Origin of the sequence: Kribbella catacumbae DSM 19601 (genome assembly GCF_000372465.1) — a bacterium.
GTDB lineage: Bacteria > Actinomycetota > Actinomycetes > Propionibacteriales > Kribbellaceae > Kribbella > Kribbella catacumbae.
The window spans coordinates 102,553-120,731 of the sequence record NZ_AQUZ01000005.1 but is presented as its reverse complement, the minus strand read 5'-3'; the positions used below and the strand labels follow the sequence as shown (position 1 = coordinate 120,731).

At 67.6% G+C, this 18,179-nt stretch carries 21 protein-coding genes; 16 read left to right on the top strand and 5 right to left on the bottom strand.

Features of this window, described 5'->3' with window-relative positions; translation table 11 throughout:
* Window positions 1-50 precede the first annotated feature (50 nt).
* The 12 genes from A3ES_RS0107425 to A3ES_RS0107375 all read left to right on the top strand — a co-directional run bounded on the left by A3ES_RS0107425 (window position 51) and on the right by A3ES_RS0107375 (window position 11,388).
* A complete protein-coding gene (locus A3ES_RS0107425) occupies window positions 51-1,382 on the top strand; it encodes an efflux RND transporter periplasmic adaptor subunit (protein ID WP_020386158.1) in 1,332 nt (443 codons plus the stop codon).
* Window positions 1,372-2,064 (top strand): ABC transporter ATP-binding protein, encoded by a 693-nt coding sequence (locus A3ES_RS0107420; RefSeq protein WP_020386157.1) that lies wholly within the window; start codon window positions 1,372-1,374, stop codon window positions 2,062-2,064. The genes A3ES_RS0107425 and A3ES_RS0107420 overlap by 11 nt, the downstream gene beginning before the upstream one ends.
* The gene (locus tag A3ES_RS0107415; protein WP_020386156.1) at window positions 2,064-3,293 is read left to right on the top strand and encodes an ABC transporter permease; all 1,230 of its coding nucleotides are present in this window, start codon (window positions 2,064-2,066) and stop codon (window positions 3,291-3,293) included. Before A3ES_RS0107420 ends, A3ES_RS0107415 begins: the two co-directional genes overlap by 1 nt.
* Before the next feature lie 11 nt (window positions 3,294-3,304).
* Window positions 3,305-3,847 carry a hypothetical protein gene (locus A3ES_RS46505; RefSeq protein WP_020386155.1) on the top strand — a complete coding sequence of 181 codons (543 nt, stop codon included), beginning with the start codon at window positions 3,305-3,307 and terminating at the stop codon, window positions 3,845-3,847.
* Window positions 3,848-3,884: 37 nt separating this feature from the next.
* A complete protein-coding gene (locus tag A3ES_RS56680) occupies window positions 3,885-4,013 on the top strand; it encodes a MerR family transcriptional regulator (RefSeq protein WP_020386154.1) in 129 nt (42 codons plus the stop codon).
* Window positions 4,014-4,387: 374 nt separating this feature from the next.
* Entirely contained in the window at window positions 4,388-5,713 is a 1,326-nt protein-coding gene (locus tag A3ES_RS0107400; RefSeq protein WP_040454191.1) for a sugar ABC transporter substrate-binding protein, read from the top strand.
* Entirely contained in the window at window positions 5,710-6,657 is a 948-nt protein-coding gene (locus A3ES_RS0107395; protein WP_020386152.1) for a carbohydrate ABC transporter permease, read from the top strand. Before A3ES_RS0107400 ends, A3ES_RS0107395 begins: the two co-directional genes overlap by 4 nt.
* Window positions 6,654-7,520, top strand: coding sequence for a carbohydrate ABC transporter permease (locus A3ES_RS0107390; RefSeq protein WP_020386151.1), 867 nt, complete (start codon window positions 6,654-6,656; stop codon window positions 7,518-7,520). The genes A3ES_RS0107395 and A3ES_RS0107390 overlap by 4 nt, the downstream gene beginning before the upstream one ends.
* A gap of 4 nt (window positions 7,521-7,524) precedes the next feature.
* On the top strand, window positions 7,525-7,662 hold the full coding sequence (locus A3ES_RS55420) for an alpha-L-fucosidase (protein WP_202806451.1): 138 nt from the start codon (window positions 7,525-7,527) through the stop codon (window positions 7,660-7,662).
* Window positions 7,659-9,095, top strand: coding sequence for a polysaccharide lyase 6 family protein (locus tag A3ES_RS0107385; protein WP_026162634.1), 1,437 nt, complete (start codon window positions 7,659-7,661; stop codon window positions 9,093-9,095). The genes A3ES_RS55420 and A3ES_RS0107385 overlap by 4 nt, the downstream gene beginning before the upstream one ends.
* Entirely contained in the window at window positions 9,092-9,946 is an 855-nt protein-coding gene (locus tag A3ES_RS0107380; RefSeq protein ID WP_020386149.1) for an AraC family transcriptional regulator, read from the top strand. The genes A3ES_RS0107385 and A3ES_RS0107380 overlap by 4 nt, the downstream gene beginning before the upstream one ends.
* Window positions 9,947-9,957: 11 nt before the next feature.
* A complete protein-coding gene (locus tag A3ES_RS0107375; RefSeq protein WP_020386148.1) occupies window positions 9,958-11,388 on the top strand; it encodes a polysaccharide lyase 6 family protein in 1,431 nt (476 codons plus the stop codon).
* A 1-nt stretch (window position 11,389) separates the two neighbouring features.
* On the opposite strand, the gene A3ES_RS0107370 is transcribed toward A3ES_RS0107375, so the two are convergent.
* Window positions 11,390-11,995, bottom strand: coding sequence for a LysE family translocator (locus A3ES_RS0107370; protein ID WP_020386147.1), 606 nt, complete (start codon window positions 11,993-11,995; stop codon window positions 11,390-11,392).
* A gap of 82 nt (window positions 11,996-12,077) precedes the next feature.
* Between A3ES_RS0107370 and A3ES_RS0107365 the strand changes: the two genes are divergently transcribed.
* Window positions 12,078-12,530 (top strand): Lrp/AsnC family transcriptional regulator, encoded by a 453-nt coding sequence (locus tag A3ES_RS0107365; RefSeq protein ID WP_020386146.1) that lies wholly within the window; start codon window positions 12,078-12,080, stop codon window positions 12,528-12,530.
* Here A3ES_RS0107365 and A3ES_RS0107360 read toward each other — a convergent pair.
* Window positions 12,527-13,900 (bottom strand): MFS transporter, encoded by a 1,374-nt coding sequence (locus A3ES_RS0107360; protein WP_020386145.1) that lies wholly within the window; start codon window positions 13,898-13,900, stop codon window positions 12,527-12,529. The two genes, A3ES_RS0107365 and A3ES_RS0107360, sit on opposite strands and share 4 nt — an antisense overlap.
* Before the next feature lie 33 nt (window positions 13,901-13,933).
* Here A3ES_RS0107360 and A3ES_RS0107355 point away from each other — a divergent pair, with 33 nt between their 5' ends.
* Entirely contained in the window at window positions 13,934-14,428 is a 495-nt protein-coding gene (locus A3ES_RS0107355) for a GNAT family N-acetyltransferase (protein WP_020386144.1), read from the top strand.
* Here A3ES_RS0107355 and A3ES_RS0107350 read toward each other — a convergent pair.
* Entirely contained in the window at window positions 14,418-15,176 is a 759-nt protein-coding gene (locus tag A3ES_RS0107350) for a glycerophosphodiester phosphodiesterase family protein (RefSeq protein ID WP_020386143.1), read from the bottom strand. The genes A3ES_RS0107355 and A3ES_RS0107350 overlap by 11 nt on opposite strands.
* A gap of 26 nt (window positions 15,177-15,202) precedes the next feature.
* Here A3ES_RS0107350 and A3ES_RS0107345 point away from each other — a divergent pair, with 26 nt between their 5' ends.
* Both A3ES_RS0107345 and A3ES_RS0107340 read left to right on the top strand, forming a co-directional pair.
* Window positions 15,203-16,342, top strand: coding sequence for an aminotransferase class V-fold PLP-dependent enzyme (locus A3ES_RS0107345; RefSeq protein ID WP_157630377.1), 1,140 nt, complete (start codon window positions 15,203-15,205; stop codon window positions 16,340-16,342).
* Between the two features lie 33 nt (window positions 16,343-16,375).
* Window positions 16,376-17,005: a class I SAM-dependent DNA methyltransferase gene (locus A3ES_RS0107340; protein WP_020386141.1), complete on the top strand. Its 630-nt coding sequence runs from the start codon at window positions 16,376-16,378 to the stop codon at window positions 17,003-17,005.
* A 157-nt stretch (window positions 17,006-17,162) separates the two neighbouring features.
* Here A3ES_RS0107340 and A3ES_RS0107335 read toward each other — a convergent pair whose 3' ends face one another.
* Entirely contained in the window at window positions 17,163-17,372 is a 210-nt protein-coding gene (locus A3ES_RS0107335) for a hypothetical protein (RefSeq protein ID WP_020386140.1), read from the bottom strand.
* 159 nt (window positions 17,373-17,531) lie between these two features.
* Entirely contained in the window at window positions 17,532-18,176 is a 645-nt protein-coding gene (locus A3ES_RS0107330; RefSeq protein WP_020386139.1) for a class I SAM-dependent methyltransferase, read from the bottom strand.
* Window positions 18,177-18,179: the final 3 nt, after the last annotated feature.

Here is an 18,179-nt window from a genome sequence, read left to right as displayed (position 1 = left end):
CCAGGCTGTCGGGATCAGTTCCTCAGCCAGCGCCCCTAGCGTCTGCGTCCGTGACCAAAGCACGCCGCAAACTTCGTGGCCTCAGCCTCCTGAACTTGGCCCTGGTGGCCGTCGTCCTGGCCATCGCTACCACCGCCTACCTGCTCTTCTTCCGGCCCGAGTCCGAAGCGGCCGGTACGACGCGTCCGACGGTGACCGTGGCCCGGGGCGAGGTGACCGCCGGGGTGAGCTCGAGCGGCACTCTGCAAAGCGCTCAGACTGCTTCACCGCAGTTCGCTACTTCGGGCACCGTGACGGCGGTGCTGGTGAAGGTGGGCCAGGTGGTGGCCAAGGGCGCGTCGATCGCGAAGATCGACCCGGCCGCCGCGCAGCGCGAAGTACGGATTGCTGAGCAGAACCAGATCGCGGCGGCGAACTCCGTGACGGCCGCGGAGGACACCCTCGACGACGCGGAGACGGCTGCTGAGGAGGCCGAAGCCGCCGAGGCCGAGCCGACGCCAACACCGACCCCTGGCCAGCCGACTCAAACGCAGACCCAGACGCAGACGCAGAACCAGGGCCAGAGCCCTGAGGTCGTGGTCACGAACGCGAAGGCCAGTCTGGCTCGCTCGAAGGCCGACAAGGAACAGGCCGACCAGAACCTCGAAGCCGCGCAGGCCGCCGTCGCCGCGACAACCCTGACGGCGCCGATCGGGGGCACCATCACCGCGGTGAACGGTTCGGTCGGCTCTGTCGCCGGAGGTTCGAGCGGCACAACAGGCACCGGTCAGGGCTCCGGTAATACGGCCGGCAGCACCACGACGACTACGGCAGCCGGCGATGGCTTCGTCGACATCGCGGACCTCAAGACGCTCCAGGTGGTCGCGGCCTTCCCAGAGGCCGACGCGATCAAGATCAAGGCGAAGCAGGCCGCGACGGTCACCCTGAACGCCGATCCGGGCAGCACGCTCACCGCGACCCTCACCTCGGTGTCGCCGACTCCCACGACGACCAACGGCGTGGTCTCCTACTCGGCCACCTTCACCCTCGCGAAGGTCCCGGCGTCGGCCCGAATCGGGCAGACCGCGAACGTGACCGTCCAGACGGCCAAGGCGACCAACGCCCTGTACGTGCCGACCACGGCGATCGTCACCAGCGGGACGACGCACACGGTGACGATGGCCAACGGCGGCGGCAGCCGCGAAGTACAGGTCGGTGTCCAGGGCGGCAGCTTCACGCAGATCACGTCCGGCCTCGTGGAGGGCGACCAGATCGAGTTGCTTCAGGGTGCGATCGGCGCGGCCACTGGTCAAAGCGGGCGGACCGGACAGTTCCCGGCTCAACCCGGTGGCGGTCAGTTCCCGGGCGCGGGTACTGGCGGGGGAGCGAACCGTGGCCGCTGACTCCCTGATCGACATCCGGGACGTCACCAAGACCTACGGAGCCGGTGAGACCGCTGTGCACGCGCTGCGCGGAGTGTCGCTGCGGGTGGACGCCGGCGAGTACGTCGCGGTGATGGGTTCGTCCGGGTCCGGCAAGTCGACGTTGATGAACATCCTCGGCTGCCTCGACGTACCGAGCCGCGGTGAGTACTGGCTGGACGGTGCCGATGTCGCCCGCCTGTCGGAAGACCAGCAGGCCCTGGTGCGCGGCCGCAAGATCGGCTTCATCTTCCAGTCGTTCAACCTCATCCCGCGCACCAGCGCGCTCGCGAACGTCGAACTGCCGCTGACCTACGCCCACCTGAAGAAGGCCGACCGGCGCCGGCGAGCCCGCCGCGCACTGGAGCTGGTCGGGTTGTCCGATCGCGCCGATCACCGGCCGAACGAGCTCTCGGGCGGCCAGCAGCAGCGGGTCGCGATTGCTCGCGCCCTGGCGACCGGGCCGCGGATCCTGCTCGCCGACGAGCCGACCGGCAACCTGGACGCGCACTCGACGGACGAAGTACTGGCGATGTTCGACGACCTGAATTCCGAAGGGCGGACCGTCGTCGTGATCACCCACGAGACCGAGGTGGCCCGGCGGGCGCGCCGGCTGATCCGGGTCTCCGACGGGCGAATCGTCACCGACGAGGTGACCGGCTGATGTCACCCCGCGACCTGTTCGGGGCCGCCCTGCGCGGTCTCGGCGCGAACAAACTGCGCTCGCTGCTCACCGTGCTCGGAGTCGCCATCGGCGTTGGCGCGGTCATCGTTCTGGTTGCCGTGGGCAATGGTTCCGGGAAGGCGGTGCAGGACCGGCTCGAAGCGATGGGGACGAACCTGCTGACCGTTTCGACGACCGGCGGTGGCGGCGGATTCGTGCGCGGCCAGGCCGGCCCGTCGGCTCAGCAGTACAGCCTGACGATGGCTGACGCCGAGGCGCTGTCCGACCACCGGCTCGCCCCGGATGTGGCCGCGGTCGCGCCGGTGATGACCAGCTCCGGTACTGCGACCAACGGCGACACGAGCTACACCGTCAACCAGGTGATCGGCACGACTCCGGAGTACCTGCCGGCGACGAACACCCCGGTCGCCAACGGCCGGGCATTCACCAAGCAGGACGTGGACTCCACGCAACGCGTCGTGCTGCTCGGCCAGACGGCCGCGACCGAACTGTTCGGGCGGCCCGCGTCGGCGGTCGGTCAGACGATCAAGCTCGGCGCGGTCGACTTCGCAGTACTGGGTGTGCTGGCGTCGAAGGACACATCTGGGTTCAGCGATCCGAACGCCACTGTCATCGTGCCGATCAGCACGTTGCGGGCGACGCAGGCCGGGTACGGCGCGCTGAGCCAGATCGTCGTGCAGGCCGCAGGCAAGGACAAGGTCGACACCGCGCAGGCCGAGGTGACGCAGTTGCTGACGGCCAGGCATCAGGTGCCGGCCACCCAGAGCTCACCGTTCCGGATCACGAACTCCGCGCAGATCCTGCAGACCAGCCAGGACACGGCGGCGACGTTCACCGCGCTGCTGGCCACGGTGGCGGCGATCAGCCTGATCGTCGGCGGGATCGGCGTCACCAACATCATGCTCGTCACCGTCACCGAGCGGACCCGGGAGATCGGCATCCGCAAGGCGCTGGGTGCCCGGCGACGGACGATCCTCGGCCAGTTCCTGATCGAGGCGACGTTGCTGAGCCTGATCGGCGGCGCGGTCGGGATCATCGTCGCCTTGGTGGTCAGCCGGTTCCAGCTGGCCGGAGTACAGCCGGTGCTGGTGCCGTCCTCGATCCTGCTCGCCTTCGGTGTCTCTGCCGCCGTCGGTCTGTTCTTCGGCAGCATGCCCGCCCATCGGGCTGCCGGTCTCCGTCCCATCGATGCACTCCGCCACGAATGAGAGGCTCCCTGATGAGCACGCCCCACCCCGATGACGAGTTCGCCCAGATCGGTACCGACGAAGAGGTCGGCGAGGCGCTGAAACCGAAGAAGACCCTGAACTTGCCTGCGGCAACGGCTGTGCTGGCGGGGATCGTCGTCCTGGCGATCGGGCTGGCCGGCGGCGCTGGACTGCATGCCGCGTTCGCGAAGGACAGCACGGCGACGACGCAGGCTGGGGGTCCAGGTGCGGGAGGGGCTGGGTACGGCGGTTTCCGTGGCCAGGGTCAGGGTCAGGGGCAGGCGCCTGGCGGGGGGAGTGCCGCGATCGGCACGGTTGTGTCCGCGACGAGCTCGCAGCTGGTCGTGAAGACGCAGAACGGTGACGTCACGGTGAAGCTGACCGGCGACACGTCGATCGAGATGACCACCAAGGGCACCGCCGCTGATCTCAAGGCGGGTGAGCAGGTGGTCGTGAGCGGGCAGACGACGGATGGCACGCTGACTGCTCGCACTGTCCGTCAAGGCGAATCGGCCCTCGGACGCAATCCCAACGCGTCGCCATCACCCCGCTGAGTCGACCGCCGCTGCAGTACCGGCTGCCCAACTGCTCGTGCTGAGCAAGCTCGCTGAGCTGCAGGAGAACCTCGAGCTGATCGATCACAAGATCGGTGTGTATCGGGGCCACCTCATCGCCGGCGACGCCGACCACCTCTGGGCCCCAGACCGCCGCACCCCCTGACCCGCGAACCCCACGCCGGCGCCGCCACCCGCTCCTGCACCGCGAGCAGGCTGCTCTGGGGTGGCAAGCCCACATCTGGTGGGCGTGAACACCATCCGGCGACCGTGAACAAGGTAGAGACTGTCCGAGGCCACCGTTTGGTGTTCAAGCCCACCAGATGTGGGCTTGCCACCGGGAAGGCGAACGGCGCCGGACCCGGGGGCGGCTCGGGTTGGGCGACCACCTCAGGATCGTCGGCCGGCTCCAGGGGGATCGTCATCCTGAGCCTGATCATCGGCCGAATCATTGACTCCTGCGCTCGGAAAGCGCTATCTTCCGACGAAATGAGGCGCAAAAAGTACAAATTCGCCTCTTCGTCGACAGGAGAAGAAGGCATGGCTAGGTCGTTGAGATGGGCTGCCCTGGGGCTGGGAGCTGTACTTGTGGTGGCCGGTTGCAACTCCGGTGGGGCCGCGAAGGTCGAACAGGACCCGAAGGCGCCGCTGGAGCTGTGGACCCGGACCAAGCCGGGTGGGGACGGCGAGAAGGGGATGAAGAAGCTGGCCGCGGCCTTCGAGGCCAAGACCGGGCAGAAGGTGGACGTCACCGCGATCTTCGACGACTTCGAGACGAAGCTGTCGCAGCGGGCCGCCCAGAAGGATCTGCCGGACATCGTGATGAACGACTCGGCCCAGCTGGGTTCGATGGTCAGCGAGGGGATCGTCCGCGAGGTCGACCCGGCCGCCGTACCGGGCAGCGACCAGCTGATCGAGACCGCGCTGGCGTCGGCACGGGCCGGTGACGGCAAGCTCTACGGCGTCCCGTACTCCGCGCAGGCCACCGCGCTGCTGATCCGCAAGGACTGGCGGGCGAAGACCGGTCTGCCCGCGCCGAAGAACCTGGATCAGTTCGTAGCGCTGGCAAAGGCGTTCACCACCCAAGACCCCGACGGCAACGGCAAGAACGACACCTTCGGGCTGGCGGTGCCCGGCTCGACCAAGCGCGGGTACGCGTCCTGGTACTTCTCCAACTTCCTCTGGGGCGCCGGCGGTGACTTCATCGCCAAGCAAGCCGACGGGAAGTACAAGCCGGCCATGTCGACACCGGAGTCCGTGGCGGCCACCAAGTGGTTCCGCGACCTGGCCTGCACGAGCAAGGTCATCCAGCCCGGTGCCGCGACGATGGACACCCCGCCGACCAACGAGACCTTCGAAGCAGGCAAGACCGGCATGTACGTCGTCGGCCCGTACCTGATGCCTCGGTTCGACAAGTCGCTCGGCAAGGACAAGTACGAGGTCGTGCCCGTACCCGCCGGTGCGAAGGACGCGACTGTGCTGGCCGAAGGTGGCAGCGTCTACATGATGGCCGGGTCGGCCAACGAGGCCGCTCAGAACGCGTTCGCCTCCTTCGTGGTCTCCGTCGAGGGGCAGAAGGTCGGGATGGAAGGCGAGGCGGCCTTCAACGTGCAACTGCCGGTCAACAAGGCGGTCGACGTCACCTCGGTCCGCAAGGATCCGCGCTGGAAGGTGTACGCCGATGTCTACCGTGACCACGGCCGGTACTCACCGTCGATCCCGAACTGGACGCCGGTCCGGCAGGCGACCGCCGACACGGTCAACGCGCTGATCGCGGACTGTGGGCTGGACGTCACCGCGGAGCTGACCAAGCTCGACGGCAAGCTGGCCGAGACGCTCAAGCAGCAGGGCATCGACGCATCGTGACTGTGAAAGAAGCCGCGCCGCCCTCAGCGGCTGCCCCCGGCGTACAACGCCGGGGGAGTGGCGCCCGGGTCAAGGCGCGCCGGGGTGGCCGGTGGTGGATTCCGTGGCTGTTCCTGGCGCCGGCGCTGATCCTCTTCCTGTACTTCAAGTTCATCCCGATGGCCCAGGCCGTCTCGATGTCCGTGCAGGAAGTCCGGCCCTATCTCGGCAACACCTGGGTCGGCACCGCCAACTACAGTGAGATCCTGTCGTCGGAAAGCTTCCGGTCGGCGACCTGGAACACGATCGTGCTGGCGGTCGGGCAGACGTTCGGCGCGATGGCGCTCGGCTTCACGCTGGCCCTGCTGGTGGAGGGCCAGACCCGCAAGCTCAGCTTCATCCGGTCGGCGGCGTTCCTGCCGGTCGTCGTACCGATGGCCGTGGTCGCCGAGCTGTGGCGGATCATGTACCACCCGACCAGCGACGGCCTGATGAACCAGGTGATCGCCTTGGCCGGCCTCGGTCCGTCGGGGTTCATCAACGACCCCGACACCTCGCTCGCCTCGATCGCGGTCACCGGGATCTGGCGTGGCGCGCCGTACGACATGATGATCTTCCTGGCCGGGCTGGCGGGCATCGACCGTGGCCTGTACGAGGCGGCGACGGTCGACGGCGCGTCGACCAAGCAACGGATTCTGCACGTCACCCTGCCCGGTCTGCGGCCGGTGTTCGCGATCCTCTTCGTCCTCGCGGCGGTGCGTGGATTCCGGAGTTTCACCGAGGTCTTCCTGCTGACCAACGGCGGGCCGAACGGTTCCACCGAAGTCGTGATGACCCTGATCTACAAGCTCGGGCTGGAACAGAACCGGCTCGGCGTGGGCTCGGCGGGAGCCGTCCTGCTGTTCGTCGCCACCCTCGTCCTGACCATCTGCGTCCAGTTGCTCCGGAAGGGGAGATCCGCATGAGTGCCGCCACCGAGACCGCGCTGGGTCTCACCGAGAGCAAGGGCCTCGGCTCCCGGATCCTGAAGTTCGTCGTCTACACCGGCCTGTTCGTGGTGTTCGGCGGGCCGTTGCTGGCGCTCCTGGTGAGCTCCTTCAACCACGTCTCCGACCCGACCCAGCTGAGTGTGTTCCCGAAGAGCCCAACGCTGGACAACTTCAAGATCGCCTTCGACCAGGGCGTCCTGAAGTACCTGATGAACTCGTTCTTCGTCGTCGGCTTCGGCCTGCTGCTGCAGGTCGCGGTGTCGGTGCTGGCCGGCTACGCCCTGGCCCGCAAGGTCTTCCCGATGATGACGCTGGTGATGGTCGCCATCCTCGCCACGATGATGCTGCCCGAGGAGATCCTGGCGCTGCCGTTGACGCTGGTGCTGGCCGACCTGCCGCTGGTGCACCTCAACCTGATGGGCACGCTGGCCGGGATGATCGTGCCGCTGGGCGCCTGGGCGTTCTCCATCCTGGTGATGACCGAGTTCATGAAGGACGTGCCGCGCGAGCTGGAGGAGGCGGCCCGGATCGACGGGGCCGGTGAGTTCCGGATCTTCGCCCAGATCATCCTGCCGCTGTGCAAGCCGGCGCTCGGCGTGATCGGGGTGTTCGGCTTCACGATGATCTGGGACCAGTACCTCCTGCCGTTGCTGGTGGCAACCGACTCGTCGGCGTACACCTTGCCGCTGGCGCTGCGGACGCTGCGGATCGATCCGCTGGTGACACCCGGTGTCGTGATGGCGGCTTCGCTACTCGCGTTGCTTCCGTCGGTGCTGGTGTTCCTGTTCTTCCAGCGTTCGTTCGCCCGTGGCCTGACCGCGGGTGCGTTGAAGGGGTGAGGCAATGAGTGCGAAGGCGTGGTTCCGCCACGACCGGTTCGGCCTGTTCGTCCATTGGGGCATGTACTCGCTGGCCGCCTGCCGTACCTGTCATCGAGCTGTTGCTCGCCCCATCCGTTTGATCCGCCGGGAGACACCATGAACCGCCGCATGTTCCTCACCGCCGCTGCCGCTGGTGGCGTCGTGGCCGGCTCGGCGCTGGCCGGTCCGCTGCCCGCCACCGCCCGTCCACGCGATCGCCGGCGTGTCCGCTCGCTCGACGAGTTGCAGCGTGCCATCGGCACCGCCGGCCCGGGCACCGTGATTACGGTTGCCGACGGCCACTATCCGGTACCGGCCGGCGCGCCGATCGCGCTCACCGGCGTACGGGGTGAACCAGGCCTGCCGATCACCATCCGGGCGGAGTCGCCGGGCGGGGTGGTGCTGACCGGCGAGCAGAGCTTCGTCCTGACCGGCTCGTCGGACGTCACGCTGAGCGGCTTCGCGTTCCGGCAGAGCACCACGCTGGACGTTCCGCCGGACTGCCGGCGGATCCGGCTGACCCGCAACGACTTCCAGCTGGCCGACATCGAAGGCCTGCATTGGCTGATGGTTCGCGCCGACCACTCGACGGTCGATCACAACGCCTTCCACGGCAAGACGACGCTCGGCATCTACCTCGGCATCGAGGGCGCCGGGATCGACGAGATGGCCACCGGCGTCCACGTGTACCGAAACCACTTCAGCGACCACACCTTCCCGGGCGACAACGGCGGCGAGCCGATCCGCCTCGGCGTCAGCCCGCGTGCGCTGTCCACGGCCGGCGCCGTCGTCGAGTTCAACCTCTTCGAGCGCGCCAACGGCGACCCCGAAGCGATCTCGGTGAAGTCGTCGGGCAACGTCATCCGGCACAACACGATCCGCGACAGTCTCGGCGGGATCGTCCTGCGGCACGGCAACGCCAACCGGGTCGAGGGCAACTTCATCCTGTCGGGATCGAACGGGATCCGGATCTATGGCGACGACCACCGGATCGTCAGCAACTACCTCGAGCGCATCGGCGGTTCCGGGATCGTGCTGGGCAGCGGCAACGTCCGCGACCACTACCCCGGCGAGCCGCCCGCGGGCCGGCGGGGCAACGACGCCCCCGACCGGGTGCTGCTGGCACTCAACACGGTGCTGGACTGCGGAACCGCGATCAGCGGCGAAAGCCACCGGACCCTTCCGCCGCTGGGCTGCAAGATCGCCGACAACCTGTTCGTCGCGGACGCCGGTCAGCTGGTGAACATGCCGTTCCAGGACGGCATCAGCTGGTCGGGCAACCTCCACTGGGGTCAGGCGATCGACGGCAACGCGCCGGCAGCGTCCTTCAAACGCCTCGACCCGAAGCTGGTTGCCGGGCCGGACGGCGTACGCCGGCTGACGCGGAAGAGCCCGGCCATCAACGCGGCCGCCGGTGGCTACCCACGCGTCGAGCTCGATGTGGACGGAGACAGCAGAGGACGCCGGGCAGATGTCGGCGCGGACGAGTACTCGAACCGCAAGTGCCGGTTCCATCCGCTGACGGCGGCCGACGTCGGTCCGAACGCCTCATGACTACGCAAGCGCTCGTCAAGACGCGCCGTGAAGAAGAACTGATCCGGACCCATCTGGACCGGCTCCGGCTGGATCTCGTCGTCGCCGCGAGGATCACCAGGGTTCATCGCGAATGGTCGCGTCCATTGCAGCCAGACCCGTTCTCGAGGCTGTACCTGATCCTCGAAGGCGAAGGCCGGCTCGTCGTGGGGGAGGAGGAGCTCTACCCGGAGCCAGGGGACCTCTGCTATCTCCCGGCCGAGGTCCCGGTGTCGTACGAGACGATCAGCGACAACGTCTTCCGCAAGCACTGGCTGCACTTCTCGGCGCTCATCGGCGACCGGGACATCGGCGAGCTGCTGACCTTGCCGTACATCGTCAAGAGCAAGGCACCGGAAGAGGCCGCGGCCCTGTTTGAGCAGGTCGGAGCGGCCGATCGCGATCCACCCGGCCTCGCGACACCGTTGCGCCTCCGGTCCGCGTTGACCGCGCTGTTCGCGCACTACCTGGACAGCGCGCCACCAGGGTCTGTCAAGCTCTCAGCGCAGCAGACGAGTGAGTCCAGCGTCGTCCAGTACATCCAGCAGAACCTCGGGACCCCGCTGACCGTCGAGGAGCTGGCCGCTCAGTTCGGCCAGGACCTGGCGACGTTCGTCCGGCGCTTCCGGACCGAGTTCGGATTATCGCCGAAGCAATACATCAAGCGCGCCCGGATCGAGTGGGCGCAAAGTGAGCTCGCGTCGACCACCCGGCCGATGGAGGAGATCGCGGCCGCGGTCGGCATGGACCAGTCGTACTTCTCGAAGGTGTTCCGCCAAGTCAGCTCGGTGACCCCGAGTGAGTACCGAAAGCTGTACCGCCCCAACGGTTGAGGAGACTTGTCATGGATCGTCGTGCTTTTCTGGCCGGCGGCATCGGTGTTGCTGCCGTCGCCGCCCTGCAACTACCCAGACCACGATCGGCGGACGCGCAGGCGACCGCAGTGGTCACATCGCTGTCCCAGCTCCAGTCGGCCATCAACTCCGCCACGGCCGGCACCACGATCGTCCTGGCCAACGGCTCGTACGCCGTACCATCGGGCTCGCCGATCACGGTCAGCGGCCGCAACGGCTCCAGCACGGCGCCGATCACCATCCAGGCGGAATCGCGCGGTGGCGTGACGCTGACCGGCGCGCAGAGCTTCGTGATGTCGAACTCGTCGTACGTCACGATCAGCGGGTTCGTCTTCAAGCAGACCAGCACGCTGGACCTGCCGTCCAGCTGCACCCGGATCCGGATCACCCGCAACGACTTCCAGCTCGGCTCGGCCGCCAGCCACTGGCTGGTCGTCCGTGGTGACGACGTGAAGGTCGACCGCAACGTGTTCCACGACAAGTCCACGATCGGCTGCTACCTGGTGATAGACGGCCCGTCGGGTGATGAGATGGCAAAGCGCACCTACATCCTGCGCAACCACTTCCGGGACCACTCCTTCGGTGGATCCAACGGTGGTGAGCCGATCCGTCTCGGAGTCAGCAGCCGCGCGTTGAGTACCGCGGCGGCGACGGTCGAGTACAACCTGTTCGAGCGCGCCAACGGCGACCCGGAGGCCATCTCGGTGAAGTCGTCGGGCAACACGATCCGTTACAACACGGTGCGCTCGTCCGTCGGCGGCATCGTGCTCCGGCACGGCAACACGAACCGGGTCGAAGGCAACTACTTGCTTGCTGGTAGCAACGGAATCCGGATCTATGGAAACGACCACCTGATCGTGAACAACTACGTCGGCGATGTCAGCAGCGCCGGGATCGTGCTCGGCAGCGGCACCGTGCGTGACCACTTCGAGGGCGAGTCGTCGAGTTCCCGCACGGGCAACGACGCACCCGACCGGGTCACGATCGTGCTCAACACGCTGCGCAACAACGCCCAGGCCATCGCCGGAGAGAGTCAGCGCACGCTTCCGCCCCTGGCGTGCAGGATCTCCGACAACCTCCTGGTCGGTTCGAGCGGCCAACTGGTCGACATGCCGTACCAGCAGGGCATCACCTGGTCCGGCAACCTCCTCTGGGGCTCGGCATCAAACGGCAACATCCCGTCCGGCGGCTTCACCCGGGGCGACCCGAAACTCACCGCCGGCACGGACGGCATCTACCGGCTCGCTTCCGGCAGTGCGGCGATCAACGCGTCCAGCATGGACCACTCATCGCGAGTCTCCGACGACCTGGACGGCCACCCCCGTACTGCGCCGTACGACGTCGGCGCCGACGAGTACTCGACCGCCCAGCCGGTACGCCGCCCGCTCACCACCGCCGACGTCGGCCCGAACGCCGCCTGACTCAATGCAGCCGTTCGACCAGGAGACCCGCGGCAATCAGGATCATCGCGACACCTGACCCGCGGGTTACCCCTCGCGCGACGGCCGGCCGCGTCCGCAGTACGGCGCGGGCCGCCGTCGCGACGCCGGAGTACACGACTCCGCAGATGACCACGTGCAGCAACCCGAGCGTCCCGATCTGGATCGCGACCGGCCAGCTCCCACCGATGAACTGTGGCAGCAGGGCGAGGAAGAGGAGGAACCCCTTTGGGTTGAGTCCGCTGATCCCGGCCCCTTTGAGCAGGACTCGCTTGGGGGATCGCTCGGCAGCAGAGCCTGCAGTCGGCTGGGCGGGCCGTGCCACCGTTTCGACGCCGAGCCAGAGCAGGTAGCCGGCGCCGACGACGGTCAATCCCGTCAGCACGGCCGGCCGGCTGGCAACCAACGCTGCCAGTCCAGCTGCAACCACGCAGGTCGCCGTCACATATCCGAGCAGCAACCCGCCGACAGCCGGTACGACGGACCGCTCCCGGAAGCCGGCCGCGATGGCATAGGCCCAATCGGCCCCCGGCACGAGGACCAGCAACACCGAGACCGTGGCGAAGGCGGCCAGCGAGGTAATCTCCATGTCTGGGAGACTATGAAGAATCTGCCCAAAGGTGGTTCCAACTTCTACCTCGACTGGGCTGCTCTGAGGGAGAATCTACCCCGTGGATGCAATCGACCGGCAGATCCTTGCTGAGCTCCAGTTGGACGGCCGGCTGACGGTCACGGACCTGGCGGCGAGGGTGCGCCTCAGTCTGTCGCCGTGTCACCGGAGGTTGCGGGATCTGGAGAAGGCCGGCGCCATTCGCGGGTACCGCGCGGTGGTGGATCCGGTGGCGCTCGGGCTCACCTTCGAGGCGCTGGTGTTCATCACCATGCGTCAGGAGGACCGGGACACGGTGGCGCAGTTCGAGGCGGCGCTGGCCGGGTTGCCGCAGGTCGTGCAGGCTCAGCGGCTGTTCGGCGATCCGGACTATCTGCTGCGGGTGGTCACGAAGGACCTCGAGGCGTATCAGCAGTTGTACGACGAACACCTGGCGACGCTGCCCGGCGTACAGCGGCTGAGTTCGACGCTCGTGATGAAGCAGATCGTGGACGCCAGGCCGCTGCCCACCTAGATCACCGTGGGCTGGGCGTTGCCCGCCTCGGCGATGCCGCGGCGCATGTCGACCCGGGAGAGCAGGACCAGGCCGATGACGAAGAAGATGCCGAGGGCCACGATCGCGGGCCGGTAGGAGCCGGTGATCTGGTGTACCAGGCCGAAGACGAGGGTGCCGAGCCAGGAGGTGCCGCGTTCGCCGGCCTGGTACAGGCTGAAGTACTCCGCTTCGCGGCCCTTCGGGATCAGCTGGCTGAAGGCCGACCGGGACAGCGCCTGGGTGCCGCCGAGCACGATGCCGATGGCGGCGCCCATCGCGAGGAACGGGACGATCTGCCGGGCCGGCAGCAGGAAGCCCGCGATCACGATCACCATCCAGACCACCAGCCCGCCCATGATCGTGCGCTGGGCGCCGAACCGGCGGGCGAACCGGCCGAAGCCGAGCGCACCGAAGAAGGCGATGAACTGGACCAGCAGGATCGTCATGATCAGCACCTGGGTCTCGAACCCGAGCTGCTTCTCGCCGTACGTCGAGGAGACCGCGATGACGGTCTGGATGCCGTCGTTGAAGAACAGGTACGCGACCAGGAACAGCAACGTCATGGGATAGGTCCGGACGTGCTTGAGCGTCGCGAACAGCTGCCCGAAGCTCTGCCGGACCAGACTCCCGCTACCGGTCGCTACGACGCTGACCGGCGGCCGGTTCTTCAGCCGGACGAACGGTACGAAGGTGAACAACCCCCACCACAGCCCTGCGGTGAGCAGGCTGAGCCGTACTGCGGCGCCCTGGCTGAGACCGAGAGCATCGTGCGCGGTGACCACGCCGAGGTTGATCGCCAGCAGGATGAAGCCGCCCAGGTAGCCGAAGGCCCAGGCGCGCGACGAGAGGTCGTCGCGGTCGTCGGGCGCGGCGATGTCGACCAGGATCGAGTCGTAGATGACCATCGACGACCCGAGGCAGAGGTTGCCGACGAACAGCAGGAACGCGCCGAGCTCCCAGCGGCCGCCGCCGACGAACACCATGCTGCAGGCGGCCAGCGCACCGGTCCACGCGAAGGCGCACATCAGCACCTTCTTGCGCGGCGAACGGTCCGCGATCGCCCCGACGATCGGCAGGAACAGCGCCGACATCAGCGTCGCCACAGTGACGACGTAGAACGCGAGCGATCCGGGGGAGATGCCGAGCCCGAGGACCTGGAGATTCGTGTGGCAGGGGTCTTCCGTCGTACCGACCCGGCCGCAGGCGGCGGTCTCGGCCACCGAGGTGAGGTACGGCGCGAACAGCACCGTGGCGACCGTGGTGACGTAGCCGGAGTTGGCCCAGTCGTACAGGTTGAAGCCCCAGTACTCACGCTTGTCGACACTCGCCGGGGCCGAGAGAATTCCCATGCGGAGGAGTGTGGCAGGTGTGAGGATGACTCGGTGCCTTCTTCGATAACTCTTCAGCCGATTGTCGCTGAACATCACCCGCTGACCGAGCGGCTCTGGCAGCTGTACCGGCACGACCTGTCGGAGTACTGGGGCACCTACCCGGACGCGGAAGGTCTGTTCGCGACTGCCCGGCTGCGGTCGTTCTTCACCGACTCGGACCGGTGCGGCTACCTCGTCCGGCAGGACGACCGGGTGGTCGGGTTCGTGCTGGTGCGCGGGTTGCTGAGCGGGCTGCGGGTGATGGGCGAATTCTTCGTACTCCGTGCGGCGCGTCGGCGGCAGGTCGGCTGGGAGGCCGCTCTCCTCGTAGTCCGCCGGCATCCGGGCGACTGGGAGATCGCGTTCCAGGAGAGCAACGCGGCCGCGGCGAAGTTCTGGCGTCGGGTGGCGACGGAGGTGGCCGTTGCCGGCTACAAGGACGAGGAGCGGCCGGTCCCCGGCAAGCCCGAGATCGATCCGGACACTTGGCTGTCCTTCACGGTGTGACCCACTGACCGCGCTGGACCAGTACGTCGCGGAGCAGGTCGGTCCGGTCGGTGATCAGCCCGTCGACCCCGGCATCGAGCAGCCGGTTCATCGCGGCCGGGTCGTCCACGGTCCAGACGTGCACCTGCTTGCCGAGGGCATGCGCTCGGCGGAGCAGCCCGGGGGTGAGCACGCGCAGGCGGCCGTAGTACTCGGGGATCTGCAGGCACGCTCCCCGCGACGACATCCGGTACGGCGCGAAGCGGAGCCGGGCGATCTCTCGCTGCCCGAAGCCGGTCGCCAGCCGCTCACCCAGGTCGCGCCGGATCAGCTCGACCCGAGCCTGCGAGAACGAGGAGACGCAGACCCGGTCGATCGCGTCGTGGTCGCGGATTACCTGGGCCGCGGGCAACACGCCGTTGTCCGCCTTGATATCCAGGTTGATCCGGACGTCCGGGAAGCGCTCCAGCAACTCCGACAGCAGCGGGATCGGCTCGTGCCCGTTGATCCGGGCCTGGCGCACCTCGGACCACGGGAGCTGCGAGATCACGCCGGTCCGGTCGGTGACGCGGTCCAGGCGGTGGTCGTGGAAGGCGATGACCACGCCGTCGCTGGTCGCGTGGAGGTCGGTCTCGAGGTACCTGTAGCCGAGCCCGACCGCGTGCTCGAAGGCGTGCATCGAGTTCTCGTAGCCGAGGTTCTCCGGGTGCAGAGCGCCGCCGCGGTGGGCCATCGCGATCGGCCCCTCGTGGTCGAGATAGGGATACACGCCGAGAAGTATGTACCGTTTGAGTGGTGACGGTACTCAGCCCCCGCCCAGACCTGTGGACCCTCGACCCTGAAATCCTGCACCTCAACCACGGTTCGTACGGCGCTGTCCCGCGCCGCACCCAGGAGTTGCTGGCGAAGCTGCGAGCGGAGACCGACGCGAACCCGATGCTCTGGTTTCGCTCGGTCGCCGAGCGCCTGACCACCAGCCGGCTGGAGCTCGCCGCCTACCTGCAGACCGACCCGGCCGGCTTCGCGCTCGTCCCCAACGCCAGCGCCGGCGTCACCGCGGCGCTCGCGACGATCCCGATCCCGGCCGGCAGCAGGATCGTGCTGACCAATCACGCGTACGGCGCCGTCCGGTACGCCGCGGAGCGCTTCGCCAAGGCGGCTCAGGCGGAGGTGGTGGTGGTCGACGTACCGCTGGAGGCCGACGACGACACGGTGGTCGCGACTATCGAGGCAGCTCTGGATGGCCGGACCGCCGCGTTGATCGTCGACCAGATCAGCTCGGCGACGGCGATGGTCTTCCCGATCCGCCGGCTCGCCGAGCTGTGCCGGTCGCGTGGCATCCCGTCGATCGTGGACGGCGCCCACGCTCCGGCGCTGCTGGACGCGCCGGCGGAGGACGGCGCCGACTTCTGGACCGGCAACTTCCACAAGTGGCCGGCGGCACCTCGCGCGACGGCGGGTCTCGTGGTGGCCGAGAGGTGGCGGAAGGCAACAGTGCCGTTGATCGTCAGCTGGTCGGAGTACGACGAACGCCTGCCCGAGCGTTTCGACCAGCAAGGCACGCACGACTACGCGCCGTGGATCGCCGCCCCCGAATCGTTGCGGGTCCTCGCCGAGCTGGAGTGGCCGCGACGCCGATCGGAACTCTCGGCCATGCTCGACGAAGGCGCGAAACTCCTCGCCAAGGCACTCGGGACGTCAGTCGCCGAGGTCGCCCGTCCCGCGGCCACCATGCGCCTGGTGGAGCTCCCCTTCGCCGGGGTGCCCTCGCCTGAGGCGGGCGAGGCCTTCAAGAAGAAGGTCTCCCGCGACCTGAAGGCAGAAATCACACTGACGGCCTTCGACACCCGCGTGTTCGTCCGACTCTCGGCCCACGCCTACAACAGCATCCACGACTACCAACTGCTCGCCGAGCGCCTGCCGTCGGTCCTCTGATTTTGTCGGAGGGCCTGGCTAACCTCCTGAGCCATGACCTCCTCCTACCTCCACGCCACCCAGACCTCCTACGACACCGTCGCCGCGTCGTACGCCGAGATCCTGGGCGACAACCTCGCGGAGAACCCGTACGACCGCTCGATGCTCGACCTGTTCGCCGAACTGGTGACCGGACAGGTCGGTGACCTCGGCTGCGGCCCGGGCCGGATCACGACGTACCTGGTCTCGCTCGGGCTGGATGCTTTCGGCATCGATCTGTCGCCCGAGATGGTTGCGGTGGCCAGCCAGTCCTACCCGGAGCTGCGCTTCGAGGTCGGCACGCTGCTGGACCTCGAACTCCCGGACGGCAAGCTCGGGGGAGCGCTCGCGTGGTACTCGCTGGTCCACACGCCGCCCGAGGACCTGCCGAAGGTCTTCGCCGAGATCCACCGCGTCCTGGCGCCCGGCGGTCTGCTGCTCCACACCTTCAAGGTCGGCACTGAGACCTATCACCTGGACCAGGCGTACGGGCATCCGCTGTCACTCGATGTCTACTGCTACGAGCCGGCGGACATCGCCGCACTGCTGACCGCCGCCGGCTTCACCGAGGTCAGTACCTTCACTCATGCTCCGCTGCCCCAGGAGAAGCAGCCCCAGGGCTACCTGCTGGTCCGCAAGGTCTAGCGCGGCAGCGGCCTCACGACTCCGTGATGACGGTCCGATCGGCCGGCCTGTTGGTCGAGGGCGGTGTTGTGCGGAGCGCAATGCTCAAAGCGCCACGGATCCCGCGTCTGACGAGTATGAAAGGGATGACACAGCAGTGGGTGTGTTGGTGGCATCGTCATCGAACACGACGGTGAACGCACCCGCGATAGACAGCGTCCTGACCAAGCTCGGTCTGGAAGGAGACAGTGATGATGTCGTCCATGCTGATGGGGTCATCTTCAGCCAAGATGTCACTCACATGCCTGAAGAGAGCCGTGAGCGACTGGTCAGCCGCATCCTCCGGTAGGCCGATCGAGAATGACTTGCATTCGAAGCCTTTAGTCATCAGCACATCGTGGCACCCGCCGTGCCCTGGCTGAGCCTGACGGCAACTTCGCGGTGGCCCGGCTTGGGGAGGATTTCTGCCCGAATCGGTAGCAAAATTCTCCCCAAGTCCGGTGAGAAGGAGCTCCCCGAACGGTAGGGACCGGAGCAGTGGCCGGCCTCAGTGGGGGTCCGTTGGAGAAGCAGCCCCAGGCGTATTTGCTGTTCCGAGCGTGAGGGCGCCGAGGAATTTCGGTGCGCCGGGCTGGTAGAAGACGTCGAGGTCGGTGATCGTGAACCCGGCGGTGGTGATGAGGTCGGCGATCGGTCGGGTGAGGTGGCAGCCGCCGGCCACGCGGCGCTGCACCGGCTCCAGGCGACGTTGCCAACGGCGTACGGGTTCGTCGGGGGCGAGACCGTGCTCGACGAAATGGAAGGAGCCGCCCGGCTTGAGGACGCGTTTGAGCTCACGCAGTGCAGCGACGGCATCCGGGATCGTGCACAGGGTCCAGGTGGACAGAGCACTGTCGAAGATCTGGTCTTCGAACGGCAACGCCTGACCGTCGAGGCCCGAGCGCAGTACCGGCACTCGGGCCTCGGCCAGGCGGTCCGTAGCGAGTCGCCAGGCGACATCGGACGGTTCGACAGCGGTCACCCCCGTCAGGGTCGCGGGGTAGTGACGAACGTTGTGACCGGACCCGAACCCGATCTCGACAACGTCGCCCTGCAGCCCTTCGCAAACCCGCTGCCGAAGCGGCTCGGCCAGCTTCGCCCCGCACATGACGTTGACCAGCCGGGGTACCACGCGATCCGAGTAGATGCCCATCTC